The 18,546-nt window shown below is 29.6% G+C and carries 13 protein-coding genes; 7 read left to right on the top strand and 6 right to left on the bottom strand.

Translation table 11 applies throughout. The annotated features are described in order from the left end of the window. The first annotated feature begins 45 nt into the window (after positions 1 to 45). The 7 genes from ACOQN8_RS17145 to ACOQN8_RS17115 all read left to right on the top strand — a co-directional run bounded on the left by ACOQN8_RS17145 (position 46) and on the right by ACOQN8_RS17115 (position 11,983). Complete coding sequence (locus ACOQN8_RS17145) at positions 46 to 3,330, top strand: VCBS repeat-containing protein (RefSeq protein WP_420553622.1); 3,285 nt, start codon at positions 46 to 48, stop codon at positions 3,328 to 3,330. Between the two features lie 6 nt (positions 3,331 to 3,336). Continuing rightward, a complete protein-coding gene (locus ACOQN8_RS17140; RefSeq protein ID WP_420553621.1) occupies positions 3,337 to 4,926 on the top strand; it encodes a solute:sodium symporter family transporter in 1,590 nt (529 codons plus the stop codon). Between the two features lie 97 nt (positions 4,927 to 5,023). Next, on the top strand, positions 5,024 to 6,049 hold the full coding sequence (locus tag ACOQN8_RS17135) for an SMP-30/gluconolactonase/LRE family protein (protein ID WP_420553620.1): 1,026 nt from the start codon (positions 5,024 to 5,026) through the stop codon (positions 6,047 to 6,049). Positions 6,050 to 6,056: 7 nt separating this feature from the next. Further along, on the top strand, positions 6,057 to 8,300 hold the full coding sequence (locus ACOQN8_RS17130) for a glycoside hydrolase family 3 N-terminal domain-containing protein (protein ID WP_420553619.1): 2,244 nt from the start codon (positions 6,057 to 6,059) through the stop codon (positions 8,298 to 8,300). Between the two features lie 105 nt (positions 8,301 to 8,405). After that, a complete protein-coding gene (locus ACOQN8_RS17125) occupies positions 8,406 to 9,419 on the top strand; it encodes a LacI family DNA-binding transcriptional regulator (RefSeq protein ID WP_420553618.1) in 1,014 nt (337 codons plus the stop codon). A 10-nt stretch (positions 9,420 to 9,429) separates the two neighbouring features. Then, positions 9,430 to 10,818, top strand: coding sequence for an MFS transporter (locus tag ACOQN8_RS17120; protein WP_420553617.1), 1,389 nt, complete (start codon positions 9,430 to 9,432; stop codon positions 10,816 to 10,818). Next, the gene (locus ACOQN8_RS17115) at positions 10,799 to 11,983 is read left to right on the top strand and encodes an AGE family epimerase/isomerase (RefSeq protein ID WP_420553616.1); all 1,185 of its coding nucleotides are present in this window, start codon (positions 10,799 to 10,801) and stop codon (positions 11,981 to 11,983) included. Before ACOQN8_RS17120 ends, ACOQN8_RS17115 begins: the two co-directional genes overlap by 20 nt. A 6-nt stretch (positions 11,984 to 11,989) precedes the next feature. Here the strand turns inward: ACOQN8_RS17115 and ACOQN8_RS17110 are convergent, their stop codons facing one another. The 6 genes from ACOQN8_RS17110 to ACOQN8_RS17085 form a co-directional block, all read right to left on the bottom strand. Further along, a complete protein-coding gene (locus tag ACOQN8_RS17110; RefSeq protein ID WP_420553615.1) occupies positions 11,990 to 14,110 on the bottom strand; it encodes a thioredoxin domain-containing protein in 2,121 nt (706 codons plus the stop codon). A gap of 296 nt (positions 14,111 to 14,406) precedes the next feature. Further along, the gene (gene lipA / locus ACOQN8_RS17105) at positions 14,407 to 15,276 is read right to left on the bottom strand and encodes a lipoyl synthase (RefSeq protein WP_235274689.1); all 870 of its coding nucleotides are present in this window, start codon (positions 15,274 to 15,276) and stop codon (positions 14,407 to 14,409) included. A 40-nt stretch (positions 15,277 to 15,316) separates the two neighbouring features. After that, positions 15,317 to 16,537: an Nramp family divalent metal transporter gene (locus ACOQN8_RS17100; RefSeq protein WP_420553614.1), complete on the bottom strand. Its 1,221-nt coding sequence runs from the start codon at positions 16,535 to 16,537 to the stop codon at positions 15,317 to 15,319. A gap of 91 nt (positions 16,538 to 16,628) precedes the next feature. Then, positions 16,629 to 17,192 (bottom strand): RNA polymerase sigma factor, encoded by a 564-nt coding sequence (locus ACOQN8_RS17095; protein WP_150899657.1) that lies wholly within the window; start codon positions 17,190 to 17,192, stop codon positions 16,629 to 16,631. Then, a complete protein-coding gene (locus tag ACOQN8_RS17090; RefSeq protein ID WP_420553613.1) occupies positions 17,183 to 18,283 on the bottom strand; it encodes a glycosyltransferase in 1,101 nt (366 codons plus the stop codon). Before ACOQN8_RS17090 ends, ACOQN8_RS17095 begins: the two co-directional genes overlap by 10 nt. Before the next feature lie 15 nt (positions 18,284 to 18,298). Next, positions 18,299 to 18,505 (bottom strand): membrane or secreted protein, encoded by a 207-nt coding sequence (locus tag ACOQN8_RS17085; protein WP_150899655.1) that lies wholly within the window; start codon positions 18,503 to 18,505, stop codon positions 18,299 to 18,301. Between the last annotated feature and the right edge of the window lie 41 nt (positions 18,506 to 18,546).

Here is an 18,546-nt window from a genome sequence, read left to right as displayed (position 1 = left end):
AAAAAAGCAATTAACTATCTAGTTTATTAAGTCTTACTTAAGTATATGAGATTTCCCTTTTTAATCATAATTGTAATATTATTTGTAGCGTGTACTGATCAAAAAAGTACTAAAAAAAACGATCTGTTGTTCAATGAGTTAAAATCTAATACAACAGGTATTCGTTTTGAAAATAATTTAACAGAAACAGATTCTTTAAATTACTTTAAATATACCTCTATTTATATGGGTGGAGGTGTTGCTGCTGGTGATATAAATAATGATGGATTAGTAGATTTATTCTTTACAGGAAACCAAGTTAAAAACAGATTATACTTAAATAAGGGTGACTTTTCTTTTGAAGATATCTCAAGGAAAGCCAAAATAGAAGGCGGTTCAAAATGGTATACAGGAGTCACAATGACCGATGTAAATGCAGATGGTTACTTAGATATTTACTGTTCAGTTTCAGGTAAAAATGGAGATAAGAGAAATGAATTGTATATAAATAACAGAGATAATACATTCACAGAAAAAGCAAAAGAATATCAAATTGATGCATTAGGGAATTCAGTACAAGCAACTTTTTTTGATTTTGATAATGATGGAGATTTAGATTTATATGTGGCAAATTATCCAATTGCTCATCCAACTACTTCAAATGCAATATATGACCATAGAATGAAAAATGTTTCAGATGAAGAAACAGATAAGTTATATAGAAATGATGGAGGTTATTTTACTGATGTTACTGAGATATCTGGAGTGAAAAATTATAGTTTTTCATTAGGAGTCGTAGCTGCAGATTTAAATAATGATGGTTGGCAAGATTTATATGTGTCGAACGATTACAGTATTCCAGATTTTTTATACATAAACAATCAAGATGGAACATTTAAAGAGGTGATAAAAGAAGCAACTTCTCAAACTTCTTTTTATGGGATGGGGATTGATATTGCTGATATCAATAATGATGAGTTATTAGACGTATTTCAAGTAGATATGGAATCGAATAATAATCGACGACAAAAAGCCAATATGGCAAGTATGAACCCTCGATTATTTTATGAAACAGTACTTTATGGATTCCATTATCAATATATGCATAATTGCCTGCAATTAAATGTTGGAAGTGTAGAAAATAATGTTCCAAAATTCTCAAACATATCTAGGATTTCAGGAACTTCATCTACAGATTGGAGTTGGGGACCTATGTTTGCCGATTTTGATAATGATGGCTTTAAAGATTTGTATATAACTAATGGAACAAGAAGAGAGGTAAATAATAAAGATTTTTTTAAGAAAATAGATGGAGAAGAGTATAAGAAGTATTCATTGTTAGAGAAAACAAAAATGATTCCTTCTGAAAAAATTGACAATTTTATGTTTAAAAATGTTAATGGAATTCAGTTTGAAAGGGTAAATAAAAAATGGGGAATAGAGCATAAAGGGTTTTCAAATGGTTGGACTTATGCTGATCTTGATAATGATGGAGATTTAGATGTGGTTATCAATAACCTTGATGAAGTTGCAAGTGTATTTGAAAACAAAGGAAGTGATAAAAATTATTTAAGTGTTTCTTTTAAAGGAACTCAAAAAAATCCTTTTGGATTTGGGGCTAAAGTTTATACTTACGTTGGAAAAAATGTACAAAAACAAGAATTAACTTTAACAAGAGGTTTTCAGTCATCAATAGCACCAAAACTACATTTCGGTATAGGAGATACTAAAAAAATAGATAGTTTAAAAGTAGTTTGGTCTATTGGAAAAGAGGAAATTCTTAAAGGAGTAAAAACGAATCAATCAATAGTTTTAGAGTATGCTAATGCGGAGAAAGTAAAAGATAGAATTTTAGCAAAAAAGAAAATATTCTCAAATGAAAATTCCAAATTAATAGGCTATAAATCTGTAGAAAATGATATAAACGATTTTGATAAACAAGTTTTGTTACCACACAAAATGTCAACCTTAGGGCCAGCTGTAGCAGTAGCCGATGTAAATAATGATGGTTTAGAGGATTGTTTTGTAGGAGGCGCTTTTGGAAACGAAGGGAAATTGTTTATTCAAAAGAAAGAAGGCTTTTATGAAAAACAAAATTTAGAAATAACAAAAGACAAGTTATCAGAAGATTTAGGGGCGTTATTTTTTGATGCAGATAATGATGGAGATCAGGATTTATATGTGGTTAGTGGAGGATATGAATATGCAGAAAAATCAACAATGCTACAAGATAGATTATATGTGAATGATGGAAAGGGTAATTTTCAAAAAGAAAAAAAAGCATTACCACAACTGCAAAATAGTGGTTCAAGAGCTTATAAATTAGATTTTAATAAAGATGGTAAACAAGATGTTTTGGTTTTAGGAAGGCAAGTTCCAGGAAAGTATCCGTTACCAGAATCAAGTACTTTATTAGAAAATGCTTCGGATGAAAAATCTATAAAATTCAATAATGTAACAAGTTCAAAGATACCGTTACTTAAGGACTTAGGAATGGCAACATCAGCAGTTATTACTGATATAAATAATGATGGATGGGAAGATATTATAATTGTTGGAGAATGGATGCCAATAAAAATGTTTTTAAATCATAAAGGAAAATTTGAAGAAGTTTCAGAAAAATATGGACTAACTAAAAATACCACAGGTTGGTGGTGGAGTATAAATCAAGGAGATTTTGATAATGATGGAGATATGGATTACATCGTTGGAAATAACGGTTTAAACTATAAATATAAAGCTACAGAAAAAGAAACATTTGATATTTATGTAAACGACTTTGATAAAAATAATGAAAACGATATTGTATTGAGCTACTATAATGAAGGAAAGCAGTATCCGGTTAGAGGAAAGCAATGTTCGTCCCAACAAATTCCATCATTAAAAAGCAAGTTTAAAAATTATAATGAATTTTCAACAGCTACTTTGGTTGATGTTTATGGAAGTAAGAATTTAGAAAACTCATTGCATTATCAAGTAAGTTCATTTGCAAGTATCTATTTGGAAAATAAAGAAGGTAAATTAATTTTACATGAATTACCAATCGAAGCTCAGTTTTCAAGTATTAATCAAATAATAGTAAATGATTTTAATAAGGATGGGGATTTAGATGTAATAGTGGCGGGAAATTTATATAATTCAGAAGTAGAAACACCAAGAAATGATGGAAGCTATGGAGTGTTTTTAGAAGGAAATGGAAAAGGGAAGTTTAAATCAATTCCAACAATAAATAGCGGACTTTTTACAGAAGGAGATGTAAAGGATTTGGTGCCGATTACAGTGGGTAATCAAAAGTATATCATTTCAGTAAAAAATAACGATTACCTACAGTTTATAAAAATTAATAATTAAAAGAATATGTTAAGTATAATCTCCTTTATTGGATTTACGGTTTTAGTAGCAGTTATAGCTTATTTGGCAACTAGAAAAACAAATGAACAATCTTCAGAAGGATATTTTTTAGGAGGAAGAAGTTTAACAGCTACAGTTATAGCAGGATCGTTATTATTAACAAACTTATCTACTGAGCAATTAGTAGGTTTAAATGGACAAGCCTTTAAAGAAGGGATATTGGTAATGGCTTGGGAAACCTTGGCGGCAATAGCAATGGTAATTACAGCAGTGTTTTTGTTGCCTAGGTATTTAAAAGGAGGTTTAACAACGGTACCAACTTTTTTAGAAAGACGGTATGATAAAATCACAAAATCGATAGCATCAGGATTGTTCTTATCTGGTTATGTTGTAGTTTTTTTACCTATAGTATTATACTCAGGATCGTTGGCAATAAGTACAATGTTTAATGTGCCAGATTTATTGGGGGTATCAAAAGAAATAGCTTTATGGATATGTATATTTTCAATAGGAATAATTGGGTCTATTTATGCAATTTTTGGAGGTTTAAAAGCGGTAGCAGTATCAGATACAATTAATGCAGTTGGACTTATAGTAGGAGGTTTGTTGATTCCAGTTTTTGGTTTAATTGAAGTTGGAGGAGGAAGCTTTTTAGAAGGAATAACTATTTTAACAACTACACATACAGAAAAATTAAATTCAATAGGAGGAAGTGGTTCTTCAATACCATTTGCAACTATTTTTACTGGTATGATGTTGGTGCAATTGTTTTATTGGGGAACTAATCAAGCTATTATACAAAGAGCTCTAGGGGCAAAAAATTTAAAAGAAGGTCAAAAAGGATTGTTATTGGCTTCATTCTTTAAAATTTTAGGACCAATCATAGTAGTATTGCCAGGGATTATAGCGTTTCATCTTTTTGGAGAATCATTAACAAACCCAGATGAAGCTTATCCAAAGTTAGTAACTAAGGTTTTACCATTATCATTTGTAGGTTTTTTTGCTGCTGTATTGTTTGGAGCAATATTAAGTTCGTTTAATAGTGCGCTAAATAGTTCGGTAACACTTTTCGGAATAGATATTTATAAAGAATATATAAATAAAGAAGCAAGTGAAAAACAGGTGGTATTTGCAGGTAAAAAATTCGGAGTTGTATTGGCGGTATTATCAATGTTTGTAGCACCTTTTATTGCTAATGCACCAGATGGTTTGTTTGGTTATTTACAAGAAGTAAATGGTTGTTATAGTATACCTATATTAACAATAATTGTTGTTGGGTATTTAACTAAAAAAGTACCAGCTATAGCAGCAAAAGTTGCCATAATATCAGGAGTTGTATTGTATGTAATTAGTCAATTCTATTTAAAACCTTATGTATTTGGAGAGGAGAATTATCCTCACTTTTTACATGTTATGGCAATACTATTTGTATTGAATGTGCTAATAATGTTATTAATAGGTAAATTATACCCTAGAGATAAAGATTATGTCCAAGAATTCACAAAAGAAGTAGATATCACACCTTGGAAGCATGTAAAGTTAGTGGGGATATTGATATGTGTTATTGTGATAGGAACATTTTTATACTTCTCATAGATAAATATATACTTAATAAATGTTGTTGTTTAATTGCTTGTTTTTAAAGAACAGGAAAGGGAGTTATACATTTATTTTGAAATAAAAATCATTAAGAATGATGTTGAATAGATTAAAAGAAAGAAAAATAGCGGTACTTATAAATATACTATTGTTAGTGTTGGGGATTATGGTTTTAGAAGCATGTAAGGTGAAAAATTATTCAGTTGAAGCAGTTCTAGAATATCAAACCCCTGCAAAATTAGGAGAAGGTGCATTTTGGGATTATAAAAAGAAAAATTTCATTTGGGTAGATATAGAAAAAAAGAGATTACACATATATAATCCATTGAATAAAAAGAATAGGACAATAACAATGCCTTCAAAAATTGGAACAGTTGTTCCTTCAGAAACAGGAGATAGAGTAGTGGTAGCTTTGGAAGATGGGATTTATGTAGTGAACATTAATACTGAAGAAATATCTCTTCTGTCAGGTATTGAATCTTTAATTAAAGAAAATAGATTTAACGATGGGAAATGTGATCCAAGTGGAAATTTATGGGTAGGGTCAATGAATTTAAAGCAAACAACGTCTAGTGGTAAGTTATATAAAGTAGATAATCAAGGAAAAACAACAACGATGTTAGAAAACATAACAATTTCTAATGGAATTGTATGGACTAAAAAGGGAGATATAATGTATTATATAGACACTCCAACAGGAAATATTAGAGCTTTTGATTTTGATTTGAAAACAAGTACAATTTCAAATGAAAGAATAGTAGTAAAGATTAATCAAAAAGATGGTTTTCCAGATGGAATGACTATAGATGAGAATGATATGTTGTGGGTAGGAATGTGGAATGGAAATGCAGTAGCTCAATATAATCCTAAAACAGGAAAATTGGTTTCTAAAATAAAAGTTCCAGCTCATAATGTAACTTCTTGTGCGTTTGGAGGAGAAAACTTAGATAAACTATATATAACAACTGCAAGTGTTGATATGACAAAAGAAGAAAGAGAAAAATATCCATTAGCTGGCTCTTTGTTTGTAGCTATTCCAGGTGTAAAAGGGGTGAGGTCTAGCTATTTTAAAACTCCAGTTTATAATAAAGAAAAGTTAGTTGTAGAACAAATAAAGTAAAAACAATATGCGCGCAATATTTATTTTTTTATTAGGAACTATAATGTTTTTCGTAATAGGTTGTGAAAAGGATGAAAAAGAAAATAACCCGATAGAATCTAAAGTACAAGAACTTTTGTCTAAAATGACATTAGAAGAAAAAATAGGGCAGTTAAATCTTAGAGGAACTTCTAGTAGAGTAAAAGGAACATTGCCAGAGTCATTGAAAAAAGCTGTTAGAGAAGGAAAAATAGGAGCTTTTTTAAATGTGATGAATAAAGAATATGTAGATGAATTACAAAGAATTGCTGTAGAAGAAAGTCCTAATAAAATACCGTTAATTTTTTCAAGAGATGTAATTCATGGGTTTAAAACAATTTTTCCAATTCCTTTGGGGATAGCTGCGTCTTGGGATGAAGAAGTAACTAAGAATTCTTCTAGAGTAGCAGCAATAGAAGCTTCTACATTTGGGGTAAGATGGACTTTTGCACCAATGTTAGATATAGCTAGAGATGCAAGATGGGGAAGAATAGCAGAATCGCCAGGAGAAGACCCGTATTTGGCAAAACAAATGGCAAAAGCATATGTAGAAGGGTTTCAGGGAGATAGTTTATCAGACTCAACAAGTTTAATTGCATGTGCAAAGCATTTTATAGGGTATGGAGCAGCGATAGGAGGTAGAGATTATAATACAGCAATTATTAGTAAAGAACAATTATATAATACTTATTTACCACCATTTCAATCAGCTTTTGAATCGGGAGCTCAAACCGTAATGACTTCATTTAATGAAGTAAATGGAGTACCAGCATCAGGGGATAAAGAATTATTGTCAGACATTTTAAGGAAACAATTAAAATTTGATGGTTTTGTAGTTAGCGATTGGAATTCGGTTACAGAAATGATAGCTCATGGTTACGCAGAAGATGAAAAGAAAGCAGCAGAAAAGGCTATTAATGCTGGATTGAATATGGAAATGACAAGTAAGTCTTATGAGGATAATGTAAAAGAACTATTAAAGGAAAAAAAGTTATCAATAAATCAAATAGACAAATTGGTAGCAGATATCTTAAGAGTGAAAATAAGAATGGGGTTGTTTGAGAATCCGTATAGGAATAAAACAGGAAAACTTTACGATGTTAAACACTTAGAGTTAGCAAAAGAAGCAGCTATAAAAAGTTCAGTGTTATTAAAAAATGAAAACAATATTCTCCCTTTAGGTAAAAATACGAAAATACTTATAGTTGGGCCTTTGGCTGATAAACCTAGGGAACAATTAGGAACTTGGACTTTTGATGGAGATAAGAATTATACTGTAACACCGGTAATGTCTTTTAAAAACCATAACGCAAATTTTGAGTTTATAGAAGGTTTAGCTTATAGTAGAGATACAAGTAAAAAACAATTTAGAGAAGTGATGTCTAAAGCTAAAAAAGCAGATGTTATTTTGTTTATAGGAGGAGAAGAAGCAATATTATCAGGAGAGGCACATAGTAGAGCGAATATAAATTTACCAGGAGCACAAGAAGAGTTAATAAAAGAGTTATCAAAACTTAAAAAACCGATAATATTAACAATTATGGCAGGTCGTCCAATAACTTTACAAAACATAAAAAATAAAGTTGATGGTATTTTAATGACATGGCATCCAGGAACTATGGGAGGAGATGCTATTTATGAGATGATTTATGGAGAGGAAGAACCAAAAGGAAGATTGCCAATAACGTGGCCAAAAATGGCTGGCCAATTACCATTATATTACAATCATAAAAATACAGGGAGACCAGCAAGTGCTAAAGAGTTTGTACATATAGATAGTATACCAATTGGTGCATGGCAAAGCTCTTTAGGGAATACTTCTCATTATTTAGATGCCGGTTATGAACCTGAATATCCTTTTGGTTTTGGATTGGGATATACAGCATTTAAGTATTCAAACTTAACATTATCAACAAATAAATTAACAGATAATGGAAATATAATCGCTTCAGTTGATATTACTAACATAGGAAAGAGAATGGGGAGTGATTTGGTTCAGTTGTATATTCAAGATGTAGTAGGGAGTATTACAAGACCAGTAAAAGAATTAAAAGGGTATAAAAGAATAAGTTTAAAACCTCATGAAAAGAAAAAGGTAAGTTTTACAATAAAACTCCAAGATTTAAAATATTATAACAACCAATTAGAATATGGAGTTGAGAAGGGTGAATTCAATGTTTGGATAGGAGCAAGTTCAGCTTCAAAAGAAAAGTTGGAGTTTATCTATGAGTAATAGTTAGTTATAGAATTTTACTTTATAAATTAAGAATAGATTATCAATAGTCATAGTTTGTTGTTTACAATAGTCAGTTTAATTTCATTAGTTTTATAGAAAAAAATGATAACACTTAAAGATATAGCCAAAGAGCTAAATATTTCTGTATCTACAGTATCAAAAGCATTAAATAATAGTTATGAAATTAGTCAAGCGACAATTGAAAAAGTACAAAAATTAGCTAAGGAATATAATTACAAGCCTAATAAAGCAGCGTTAAGCTTGAAAAAAAGTAAGACAAAAACTATAGGTGTTATTATTCCAGATATTCTAAATCATTTTTTTGCAAAGTCTTTACATGGAATTGAAAAAGAGGCTTCAAAATTAGGGTATAGTATTATTACTTGTATATCAAATGAATTATATAAAAATGAAAAAAAGAATATAGAACTTTTGGCTAATGGAAGCGTGGATGGTTACATTATTTCGGTAGCAGAAGAAACGCAAAGAAAGGATGAAGTAGAGCATTTTAAGGCTATTTTAAGGCAACAATTACCAATTGTGATGTTCGATAGGATGATAGAGAATGTAAATTGTGATAAGGTAATTATTGATGATTTTGGAGCGGCTTATAAAGCAACAAATCAATTATTAAAAGAAGGAAGAAGAAAAATAGCTTTGCTAAGTACGCTTGAAGGTTTAAATGTTGGAAAGCTTAGAACAGATGGTTACCTAAAAGCAATTACAGAAAGTAAGACGTATAAAGAAAAACCAATAATAGTAAATATAGATATTACTGTTGATTTAGAAGAACAAGTGAGTAAAGTATTTGAAGAGTATGATGGAGTAGATGGAATTTTAGCTATTGATAATACATTAGGAGTGATAGCGATAAATAAGGCAAAAGATTTTGGATATAAATTTCCAAATGATATTTCAATAATAGGTTTTTCAGACCAAAATGTATTGCCTTTTTGTAATCCAAAATTATCAACGGTAACACAGCATTCTGAAGAGATAGGGAAAAATGCTGTTCGTATGATTATTGAAAGAATAGAAGGGAAAGCTCCAGTAGAAAGAATAACAAAGGTTATAAATACGAGTATAGAACTTAGAGAAACAACAAAAAATAGATAAAACAAAATATATGTCAACCGAAAATAAATTATCAACAAAGGAAAAAATAGGATATGCTTTAGGGGATACAGCAGCTAATATTGCATGGCGAACCATAGGTCCCTTTTTACCTATTTTTTACACCGATGTTTTCGGTTTGGGTACGGCAGCTGTAGCTATGTTATTATTTGTAATTCGTTTAGGAGATGGAGTTACTGATTTAATAATGGGAAATATTGCAGATAGAACTAAAACAAAATGGGGGAAGTTTAGACCCTGGTTAATATGGACAGCATTACCATTTGGAGTAGCTTTAATATTACAGTTTACAACACCAGATTTAAGTTTGTCAGGAAAGCTAATTTGGGCATATGCAACATCTATTTTTTATACTTTAATGTACACGGCTAATAATGTTCCATATTCAGCTTTAATGGGGGTTATGACTTCTAATATAAAAGAAAGAACAGTTTTATCATCGTATCGTTTCTTTGGTGCGTACTTGGGAGGAGTAATAGCTACAATTGGTGTTATTTCATTGGTAGATTTTTTAGGAGAAGGAAATAAAAACTTAGGTTATCAATATACTATGTATGTGTTAGCGTTTATATTGGCTATTTTCTCAGTAATTACGTTTTTAACTACAAGAGAACGAGTACCGATTATAAATAGTGAATCGAATGTGAAGCAAGATTATAAAGATTTAATAACTAATAAAGCATGGTTAATTTTATTGTTTTTAGGTTTTGTTTTTGTAACATATAATGTAATAAAACAAAGTGCAACAATGTATTATTTTACACATTATGTACAAGATGAAACAAATTTTTTTGGAAGTCTTTCGAGATGGGGAGGAGAAAATGGATTAGCTGGGTTATACTTACTTTCATTGTTGGTAATATCTATGATTTCTACATTGTTTGCTCCGTATTTATCAAAAAGAATAGGGAAAAAGAGACTTTTTATTTTAAGTATCTTACTTTCGTCAATTACTGCAGGAGCTATCTATTGGTTAGAGCCTAACCAAGTGGGGAGTATATTTTTATTTGGTATAATTTCAGAGTTTGGAGCAGGATTAATGCCTATACTTTTCTTTGCTATGTTGGGTGATTCAGCCGATTATTCAGAATATAAAAATAGAAGAAGAGCTACAGGTTTAATTTACTCGGCAGGTACATTTGCAATGAAATTTGGAGGAGGGGTAGCTGGAGCAATAACTTTAGCTATTTTAAATATGTATAATTATGAAGGGGATGTAGCTGTTAAAACTGCGGAAATGCTTGAAGGGATAAAATTAAATATGAGTTTAGTTCCAGCATTGTTTGTGTTGTTAGCTGTAGTGGCTTTACTTTTTTATCCATTAACAACTAAAAAAATGAAAGAAGTTGAGCAGGTGTTAAATGAACAAAGGAATTCATAAACAGATGGTAGAAGTTGTAGATAGTTCTATTAAAAGAAAGCTTCAGGTTGAAATAAGAAAAGAATTACAAAATGTATTAGATTATTGGAGAAGGAATACTATAGATAATTTAGAAGGAGGTTTTTTGGGTGGAGTTGATAGTAAGGGAAATGTAGTGCCAAAAGCACCAAAGGGAATTATATTGAACGCTAGAACTTTGTGGAGTTTTTCAGTAGTTTGTAATCAAGAGGTTATAAAAGATAATGAAACGTTTGCTAATAGAGCTTATCAATATTTAAAGTACTTCTTTAAAGATAAAGAAACATCAGCTGTATATTGGGAACTTAATTACAACGGAGAACCAATTGATACAACAAAAAATACAATAGCTCAGGCATATACTATTTTAGGATTGTCAGAATATTATAAATTATCTAAAAAAGAAGAAGTAAAAACTTGGGCGATAAATTTGTTTGAGTTTGTAGAGAAAGAGTTGAAGTCTTCTGATGGAAGTTATTTGAATGAAGAGTTTAAAGAAGGAGTTCAAGATAAGATTAAGAAGTTAGGGACTTATTTGCATTTGTTAGAAGGTTATAGTGCTTTGTATAAAGTGTATGAAAATGATGAATTAGGAAAAAGAATAATATATTTATTAGAAACTATTGTAAATAAATTTTGGAAAAACGAGAAGTGTTTAGTTTTAAAATTTGATAAACAGTGGGTTGATATAAGTGAAACAATTTCTTTTGGACACAATGCAGAGGTTCCATGGATGTTGCTAGATATAGTGAGGTCTCTTGGTTATAAACAATATGAAGAAATTATTGTTGAAAAAATGAAGCATAGTATTGCTAATTTTCTAAATGAAGCAGTAACGTTTGATGGAGCAGTGTTAACAGGGAAAAATATAGCTTCTAAAGAATTAGATGTTGAATTGAATTGGTGGGTACAAACAGAGGCTATGCTTGCTTTTTATACTTTATATAAAGAAACTAAAAAAGAAGAGTATTTAATTAGCTTGAATAAAGTATGGTGCTTTGTGAAAGGTAATTTTATTGATAATGATAATGGAGAATGGCATTCAAAAATAACAGAGAATGGAGAAAGATCAGAACATAAAGTAGCTATGTGGAAAACTCCATATCATATAGTTAGGATGTGTTTGAATGTGGTGTCAGATATTTAATGTTATTTAATTTTTCAATTGATTTATTGCCTTTTTTACATCACTAGTAGGTAATTTACAAGCTTTATTAATACAAACGTATATGTATGTTTCTTTAGAAGAAAACCTGTTTTTTAATAAAGGTAAATTACTTTCTTTAAGGCTACCAGCAACTAACTTATTTGGTAAATAAACTTTATTCAATAAAGTAGATTTTTCAAGAGCTTTATTTCCTGAGATAGCAACTTCATAAAAAGGGTAGGTATAATTTAAATATAGAGAAAGCCAATTTGCATGAGAAGAAGGGAAGTTATTCATTTCTGGACTAATGTTGTGTAGCATTCGCTTGCTAACTTTTAAGTACTCTTCATTTTCATAAAAATGACTTAATAAAAATAAGTTCTTAGCCATGATTGAATTAGAGGAAGCAATAACATTATCGTCAGTTTCAATTTTTTTAGTAATTAACTCTTTTTCCAGGTTAGAAGTATAATAAAAGAAATTACTTTTTTCATCGTAAAAATGATCAAAAACATAGTCAGTAAGCTTCTTTGATAGTGATAGCCATTGAGAATCGAATGTAACTTGATATAAGCTTAAATAGGCGTTAATTAGGGTGGTATAATCTTCTAAATAAGCATTAATACTTGTTTTACCATTTTTATAATTTCTGAAAACTTCACCATTTTGTTTAATTAAATTTTCTTTAATAAAATTAGCATTTCTTAGAGCAATATTTAAAAAATGAGAATCATCAAAAGCTTTGTAAGCATCAACATAACCTTTTAAAGTTAAAGCATTCCAAGAAGTAAGGATTTTGTCATCTAATCTAGGTTTATTTTTTTTGTTTCTATGTTTTGTTAATAATGAACGCCATTGCTCTACTTTTTTGTTTAGTTTGTCTAATGGTATATTGTATTTTTTAGAAAACTCTTCATTGGAAAATTCCCTTATTAAATGATATTTTTCTTCTTCCCATAATCCATATGAGTTGACTCCAAAATAATTTGAAAATAAATCAAAATCATCTTTAGGAATAATTGAAGTAAGTTCGTTTTTAGTCCATACATAATAAGCTCCTTCTTCAAGTTTATTATGTTCGTTGCTACTATCTGCATCTAGAGATGAATAAAAACCACCACTTTTATCCATCAATTCTTTTTCTATGAAGTTTAATGTCCGATATACGGTTTCCTTGTAAAGAGGCTTTTGTGTAGCTGTATAAGCATTAGAATATAGACTAACTAGCTGACCATTGTCATAGAGCATTTTTTCAAAATGAGGAATGTGCCATTTTTTATCAGTGGAGTATCTAGAGAAGCCACCTTCACTTTGATCAAAAATACCACCTAAAGCCATTTTAGTTAGAGTAGTATTAACATGAGATAAAAGTTCTTTGTTTTTTGTTAGATATGAATATTGTAATAGAAACTCATAATTAACAGGCATTGGAAATTTAGGAGAACTATCAATGCCACCAAAAGAATTATCGAAGTGCTTGATCCAGTTGTCTAAAGAATTTTTTATATAAGATTTGTTGAAATCTTGCTCTTTGTTATTGATAGAAATTAAAGAATTTTCTTTAATGCCTTCTGTTAGTTTTTCAGCGTAATTAATTAGTTCTTGTGGTTCTTTTGTGTATAGAGAAGAAATTTGGTTAAGAACATTAATCCATTGATCTTTTGGGAAGTAAGTTCCGCCAAAAACAGGTTTCCCATTAGGTAGAGCTATACAGTTTAAGGGCCATCCGCCACTTCCAGTCATAAGCTGTACAGCAGTCATGTAGACTTTATCAATATCAGGACGTTCTTCTCTGTCAATTTTTACATTGATAAAATTGTCGTTCATTAATTTAGCAACTTCTTCATTTTCAAAAGATTCTTTTTCCATAACATGACACCAATGACAAGAAGAGTATCCTATGGAAATTAATAAAAGTTTGTTTTCTTTTTTAGCAAGTTCTAATGTTTTTTCATTCCAAGGATACCAGTTTACAGGGTTGTGCGCATGTTGTAATAAGTACGGGCTTGTTTCGTGAATTAAACTATTAGTGTATTTATGTTTTTTAGTATCATTTTTTGTTGAGGTATTTTTGCATGATAAGATGAAAAAAATAATACTGCAGAATAAGATCTTTTTTAAAAACATATTAAATAAGGTTATAACCAAAAATAATAAATTTTTATGTGATAAAATTCAAAAGCCCACTCATATGAGTGGGCTTTTGTTAATCAACTAATTCAAATAATTTACACAATGAAAACAATGTTACTTGTCTACGAATTATTGCTTTCAAATTCTGTGCCAAAATTACGAATTACTTATATGTTTTTGAATCTCTTTTTTAAGAATTCACAATTTTTTAACGATATATAGTCTTTGTGTTAACAAATGTATAAGCAAACTGTTAATTTTAACAATTTATTAATAAATTGATGTTTTAATTAACTAGCATGCTTGTGTGCTTTGTAAGAAGATCGAACTAAAGCACCACTTTCTACATACATAAAGCCCATTTCTAAACCTAAGGTTTCGTATTTTTTAAACTGATCAGGAGTGATAAATTGCTTAACAGGTAGGTGTTTTTTACTTGGTTGTAAGTATTGACCAATAGTAATAATATCTAACCCAACACCACGTAAATCTTTCATTGTTTGAATAACTTCCTCTTCAGTTTCTCCTAAACCTAGCATAATTCCGGATTTAGTACGCATGCCGTTATCTTTCAAATATTTTAAAACAGCTAAGCTTCTATCATATTTAGCTTGTATACGAACTTCACGAGTTAATCTACGAACAGTTTCCATATTGTGAGAAACTACCTCAGGAGCTACCTCTATAATTCTATCAAGTAATTTTTCATTTCCTTGAAAATCTGGTATTAAGGTTTCTAAAGTAGTATTAGGATTTGCTCTTCTAACAGCATTTACTGTTTCAGCCCAAATGATAGATCCCCCATCTTTTAAGTCATCTCTATCTACCGAAGTTAATACAGCATGCTTAATACTCATTAATTTAATTGAGCGAGCAACTTTTTCAGGCTCGTCCCATTCAACAGTTTCTGGTCTACCGGTTTTTACACCACAAAAACCACAAGAACGAGTACAAATATTTCCTAAAATCATAAAAGTAGCAGTTCCTTCTCCCCAACATTCTCCCATGTTAGGACAACTACCACTAGTACAAATAGTGTTTAATTTGTATTTATCTACTAAACCTCTAAGTTCTGTATATTTTTTACCAACAGGTAACTTTACGCGTAACCATTTTGGTTTTTTTGTTCTTTCAGGTAATACTACAGATTTGTTTTCCATTTTATAAAAAAATTGAACTGCAAATTTACAAAGAAAAGAATTATAAATTGAGTAAAAACCAAATACTAAATGCGATTAAAAATACAATACCAGTAATACTTAAAATACGTAAACCTAAACCAGGTCTATACTTCTCAGGAGTATGTTCACCGGTAATTAATATATAGTTTAAAATAGCATAGAATGGAGCTGTTAAGAAAGATAATATCGTAGCTATTTTAACCAAAAACCCCATATCAGATAAAAAATATTTTAGAATAAGAAAAGTACCAATAGCTAAAAATAACATCCAGAACCAGTAAGAAGCCTTTGTTTTTTTATTAAAAATTAAGGTAGAAGTTTTACTCATAGCTCTAGGTGAAGCATCTAGTGTGGTTAACGTAGTGCTAAACATGGTTGTAAAAGCAGCTATACCAATGAATAAGTAAGAGAAATCACCTAAGTTTTTTGTGTATAAATTAATTAGTTGTGAAGCAAATACAGTTCCCTTACTAGAAAAAGATTCACCAGATCTATACATAACTAATGCTCCTAACATTACAAAACAAACACCTAAAAAGAAGGTTCCAATGTAACCAACGTTAAAATCGAAGATAGCATGTTTGGGTTTTATTTTTTCGAAAGTAGTTTTACTTTTTTCAACCGACCATATTGAATGCCAAATAGAAATATCTAAAGGGGCAGGCATCCAGCCTAAAAAAGCTATTAAAAAAGTTATTTGAGCAGTGCCACTAGGTACAATTTGTTGAAAACTAAATCCTTTTTGAGTACTAAATAAAGCAATGTTTACAGCTAAAATAGTACTTATGGTCAATGTTAAGATAATGTATTTCATTAAATTATCAAGTAGTTTATACTTTCCAATACCTAAAATGATTACACTAATAAACATTATTATAATCGACCATATTACTAAATCATTGGTAAAGCCAAAGATGTTAGAAGCTAAACTTGCAGTTACAATTGTTACTGCAGCTTGAATGGTAAACATGGTAGTAAAATTTAAAATATAATAGCTAACTAAAACATATTTACCTAGTTTTTTATAGCCATCTAACAAAGTTTCACCAGTAGCAGAAGCGTAACGAGGTCCAAATTGAAAAAAAGGATATTTAAAAATATTAACGATTAATAAAGCCCAAAGTAAACCAAAACCAAAATCGGCACCAGCTCTTGTAGATTGTACCAAGTGAGAAACTCCTATTGCAGCACCAGCAAATAACAAACCAGGACCAAGTAAATTTAAAAAAGATTTTTTCATAAAGGGAAATGAAAGAAAATGTTAAATTAATTGATACTGTATAATAAATTATACAATTCTTTAGTTTTTTAATTGCTAAAGTTTGGGCAATTTAAGATTTCTTTATTATTTCTGCTAATAATTTTTTAGCTCTCAATAATTTAACCTTTACGTTATTCATTGGTTCTCCTATTTTTTCTGAGATTTCTTTATAGCTTAACTCTTGAAAAAAACGTAAATTAATTATTTCTTGGTATTTCGGTTTTAGCTTTTTTATATCCTTTAAAAGTTTAGCTAAATTTTGCTCCGTAATAATTTTATCTTCAGGAGAAGGAGCATCGTCAACTACTTGAAAAGCAGCTTCTTCTTGTTCTTTAGAAGTGTCAATTGAAATTGTTGACTTTTTTTTACGTAGAAAATCAATATGTACATTCTTGGAAATAGTAATTAACCAAGTTTTGAATTGATATTCTTCATTAAAGGTGTCAATTTTATCAAAAGCTTTAGAGAAAGTTTGAATGGTAATATCTTCAGCATCATTATCATTTTTAATTTTTGATAATTGATAGTTGTATACATTTCCCCAGAAAGTGTCTAATAGGAAATTAAAAGAAATTTGGTTTCCTTTCTTAGCAAGCTGAATGTGGTGAAGAACTTTTTCTTTATTTACTTCCAATGTGTAGGTTTAGAAATTGTATTTGTTATAAATATAATGATTTGTAATGATACTAAACAAATGTCAAGTATGGGTAACAAGAAAAGAATTTTTTTATCATAAAGTTTAAAAGCTGATTTCCCAATAATTAAAAACTGTATAAAATAGTAGAATAAAACAATTGGTAAAGCTATTTTCCATTTTAAGATAAGTACATAAACAGCTAAAGGGAAAAAAATAACTTTCGTAAAGTTGAAAAGGTTTAATAAAAAACGATGTTTAAACTTATATAAAGGAAATATAATAGATAGTTTCCTTTTTTGTGTAAACCAATCTTTAAAAGAAATATAAGAGTTAGAAGTTACAAGACTATTTTCAGTTATAGAAATAGCTGTGTTTTTATTATTAGCAGCATCTTTTATAAATAAATCATCTTCGCCTAAAAAACTATCCATGTGTTTAATGAAGCCATTTACTTTAAAAAACTCACTTTTAGTATATCCTAAGTTTTTAATATTAGCGCTAAAAGGATTTCCAAGTTTAGCAAAAGAGAAAGATAAAATATGATTAAAAATATTATCGAACCTAATAAGTAGGTTTGAGAAAGATAATTTTTTAGGTTTTATTTTTTGATAACCTAAAATAATTGATTTTTCTTGAGAGAAATTAGAACTCATTTCCTCAATCCAATAGGCTGAATCTGGTTTGCAAGAAATGTCTGTAAATAATAAATGTTCATGAGTTGCAGCTTTTATACCTAAGGTTAAAGCGTATTTACGATTTCCCCAAAAAGCTTCAGTATTTACAACATTTACAATTTTGATATTAGAATATTTCTCTTGAAGGTTTTCCATAACATCAAGTGTATCATCAGAAGAAGCATTGTTTATTAAAACAATTTCAAAATCAGTATAATTTTGTTTAGAAAACTCTCGAATATAATCTGCTAACTCATTTGCTTTGTTTTTAACACAAATGATAACTGAGATAGGAATATTTTTAGAGATTGCTTTTTTTTCTTTTTTAAAAGCAAAAACGGAAAAACTTAAAAAATAAATTATTTGTATAATCGTAACTGCTACAAAAATGTAGAAAACTACAGTAAAGATCATATAAATAAAATAAATTTAGTTTGTGTGTTGTGGTTCACTACAAGAATCGAATTGGTCTGGTGTCTTACCGCAAAAACCACAAGATTCACCACTCTGATTTAATACAGGATTTTGGCTAGCACAAGTTCCAGCAAATTCACCATCTTTTTTAGCCCAAATTTTAATAGCAATTCCTGCAAATGCAAGCGCTAATAATCCAATTGTTACGAAAACTAATTTCATTTCTTGAAAAATTTTAGTGCAGCAAAGATACAAACTTCCTA

It is taken from the genome of Tenacibaculum aiptasiae (genome assembly GCF_965221665.1).
GTDB lineage: Bacteria > Bacteroidota > Bacteroidia > Flavobacteriales > Flavobacteriaceae > Polaribacter > Polaribacter aiptasiae.
The sequence above is the reverse complement of the archived record's forward strand: the minus strand, read 5'-3'. Positions and strand labels throughout refer to the sequence as shown.

What these genes read in the sequence shown, in the direction of transcription:
- ACOQN8_RS17120 (WP_420553617.1), top strand. Translation starts at nt 9,430, where the DNA reads ATGTCAACCGAAAATAAATTATCAACAAAGGAAAAAATAGGATATGCT.
- ACOQN8_RS17085 (WP_150899655.1), bottom strand. Translation starts at nt 18,505, where the DNA reads ATGAAATTAGTTTTCGTAACAATTGGATTATTAGCGCTTGCATTTGCA.
- lipA (WP_235274689.1), bottom strand. Translation starts at nt 15,276, where the DNA reads ATGGAAAACAAATCTGTAGTATTACCTGAAAGAACAAAAAAACCAAAA.
- ACOQN8_RS17100 (WP_420553614.1), bottom strand. Translation starts at nt 16,537, where the DNA reads ATGAAAAAATCTTTTTTAAATTTACTTGGTCCTGGTTTGTTATTTGCT.
- ACOQN8_RS17110 (WP_420553615.1), bottom strand. Translation starts at nt 14,110, where the DNA reads ATGTTTTTAAAAAAGATCTTATTCTGCAGTATTATTTTTTTCATCTTA.
- ACOQN8_RS17125 (WP_420553618.1), top strand. Translation starts at nt 8,406, where the DNA reads ATGATAACACTTAAAGATATAGCCAAAGAGCTAAATATTTCTGTATCT.
- ACOQN8_RS17145 (WP_420553622.1), top strand. Translation starts at nt 46, where the DNA reads ATGAGATTTCCCTTTTTAATCATAATTGTAATATTATTTGTAGCGTGT.
- ACOQN8_RS17140 (WP_420553621.1), top strand. Translation starts at nt 3,337, where the DNA reads ATGTTAAGTATAATCTCCTTTATTGGATTTACGGTTTTAGTAGCAGTT.
- ACOQN8_RS17135 (WP_420553620.1), top strand. Translation starts at nt 5,024, where the DNA reads ATGATGTTGAATAGATTAAAAGAAAGAAAAATAGCGGTACTTATAAAT.
- ACOQN8_RS17090 (WP_420553613.1), bottom strand. Translation starts at nt 18,283, where the DNA reads ATGATCTTTACTGTAGTTTTCTACATTTTTGTAGCAGTTACGATTATA.
- ACOQN8_RS17115 (WP_420553616.1), top strand. Translation starts at nt 10,799, where the DNA reads ATGAACAAAGGAATTCATAAACAGATGGTAGAAGTTGTAGATAGTTCT.
- ACOQN8_RS17130 (WP_420553619.1), top strand. Translation starts at nt 6,057, where the DNA reads ATGCGCGCAATATTTATTTTTTTATTAGGAACTATAATGTTTTTCGTA.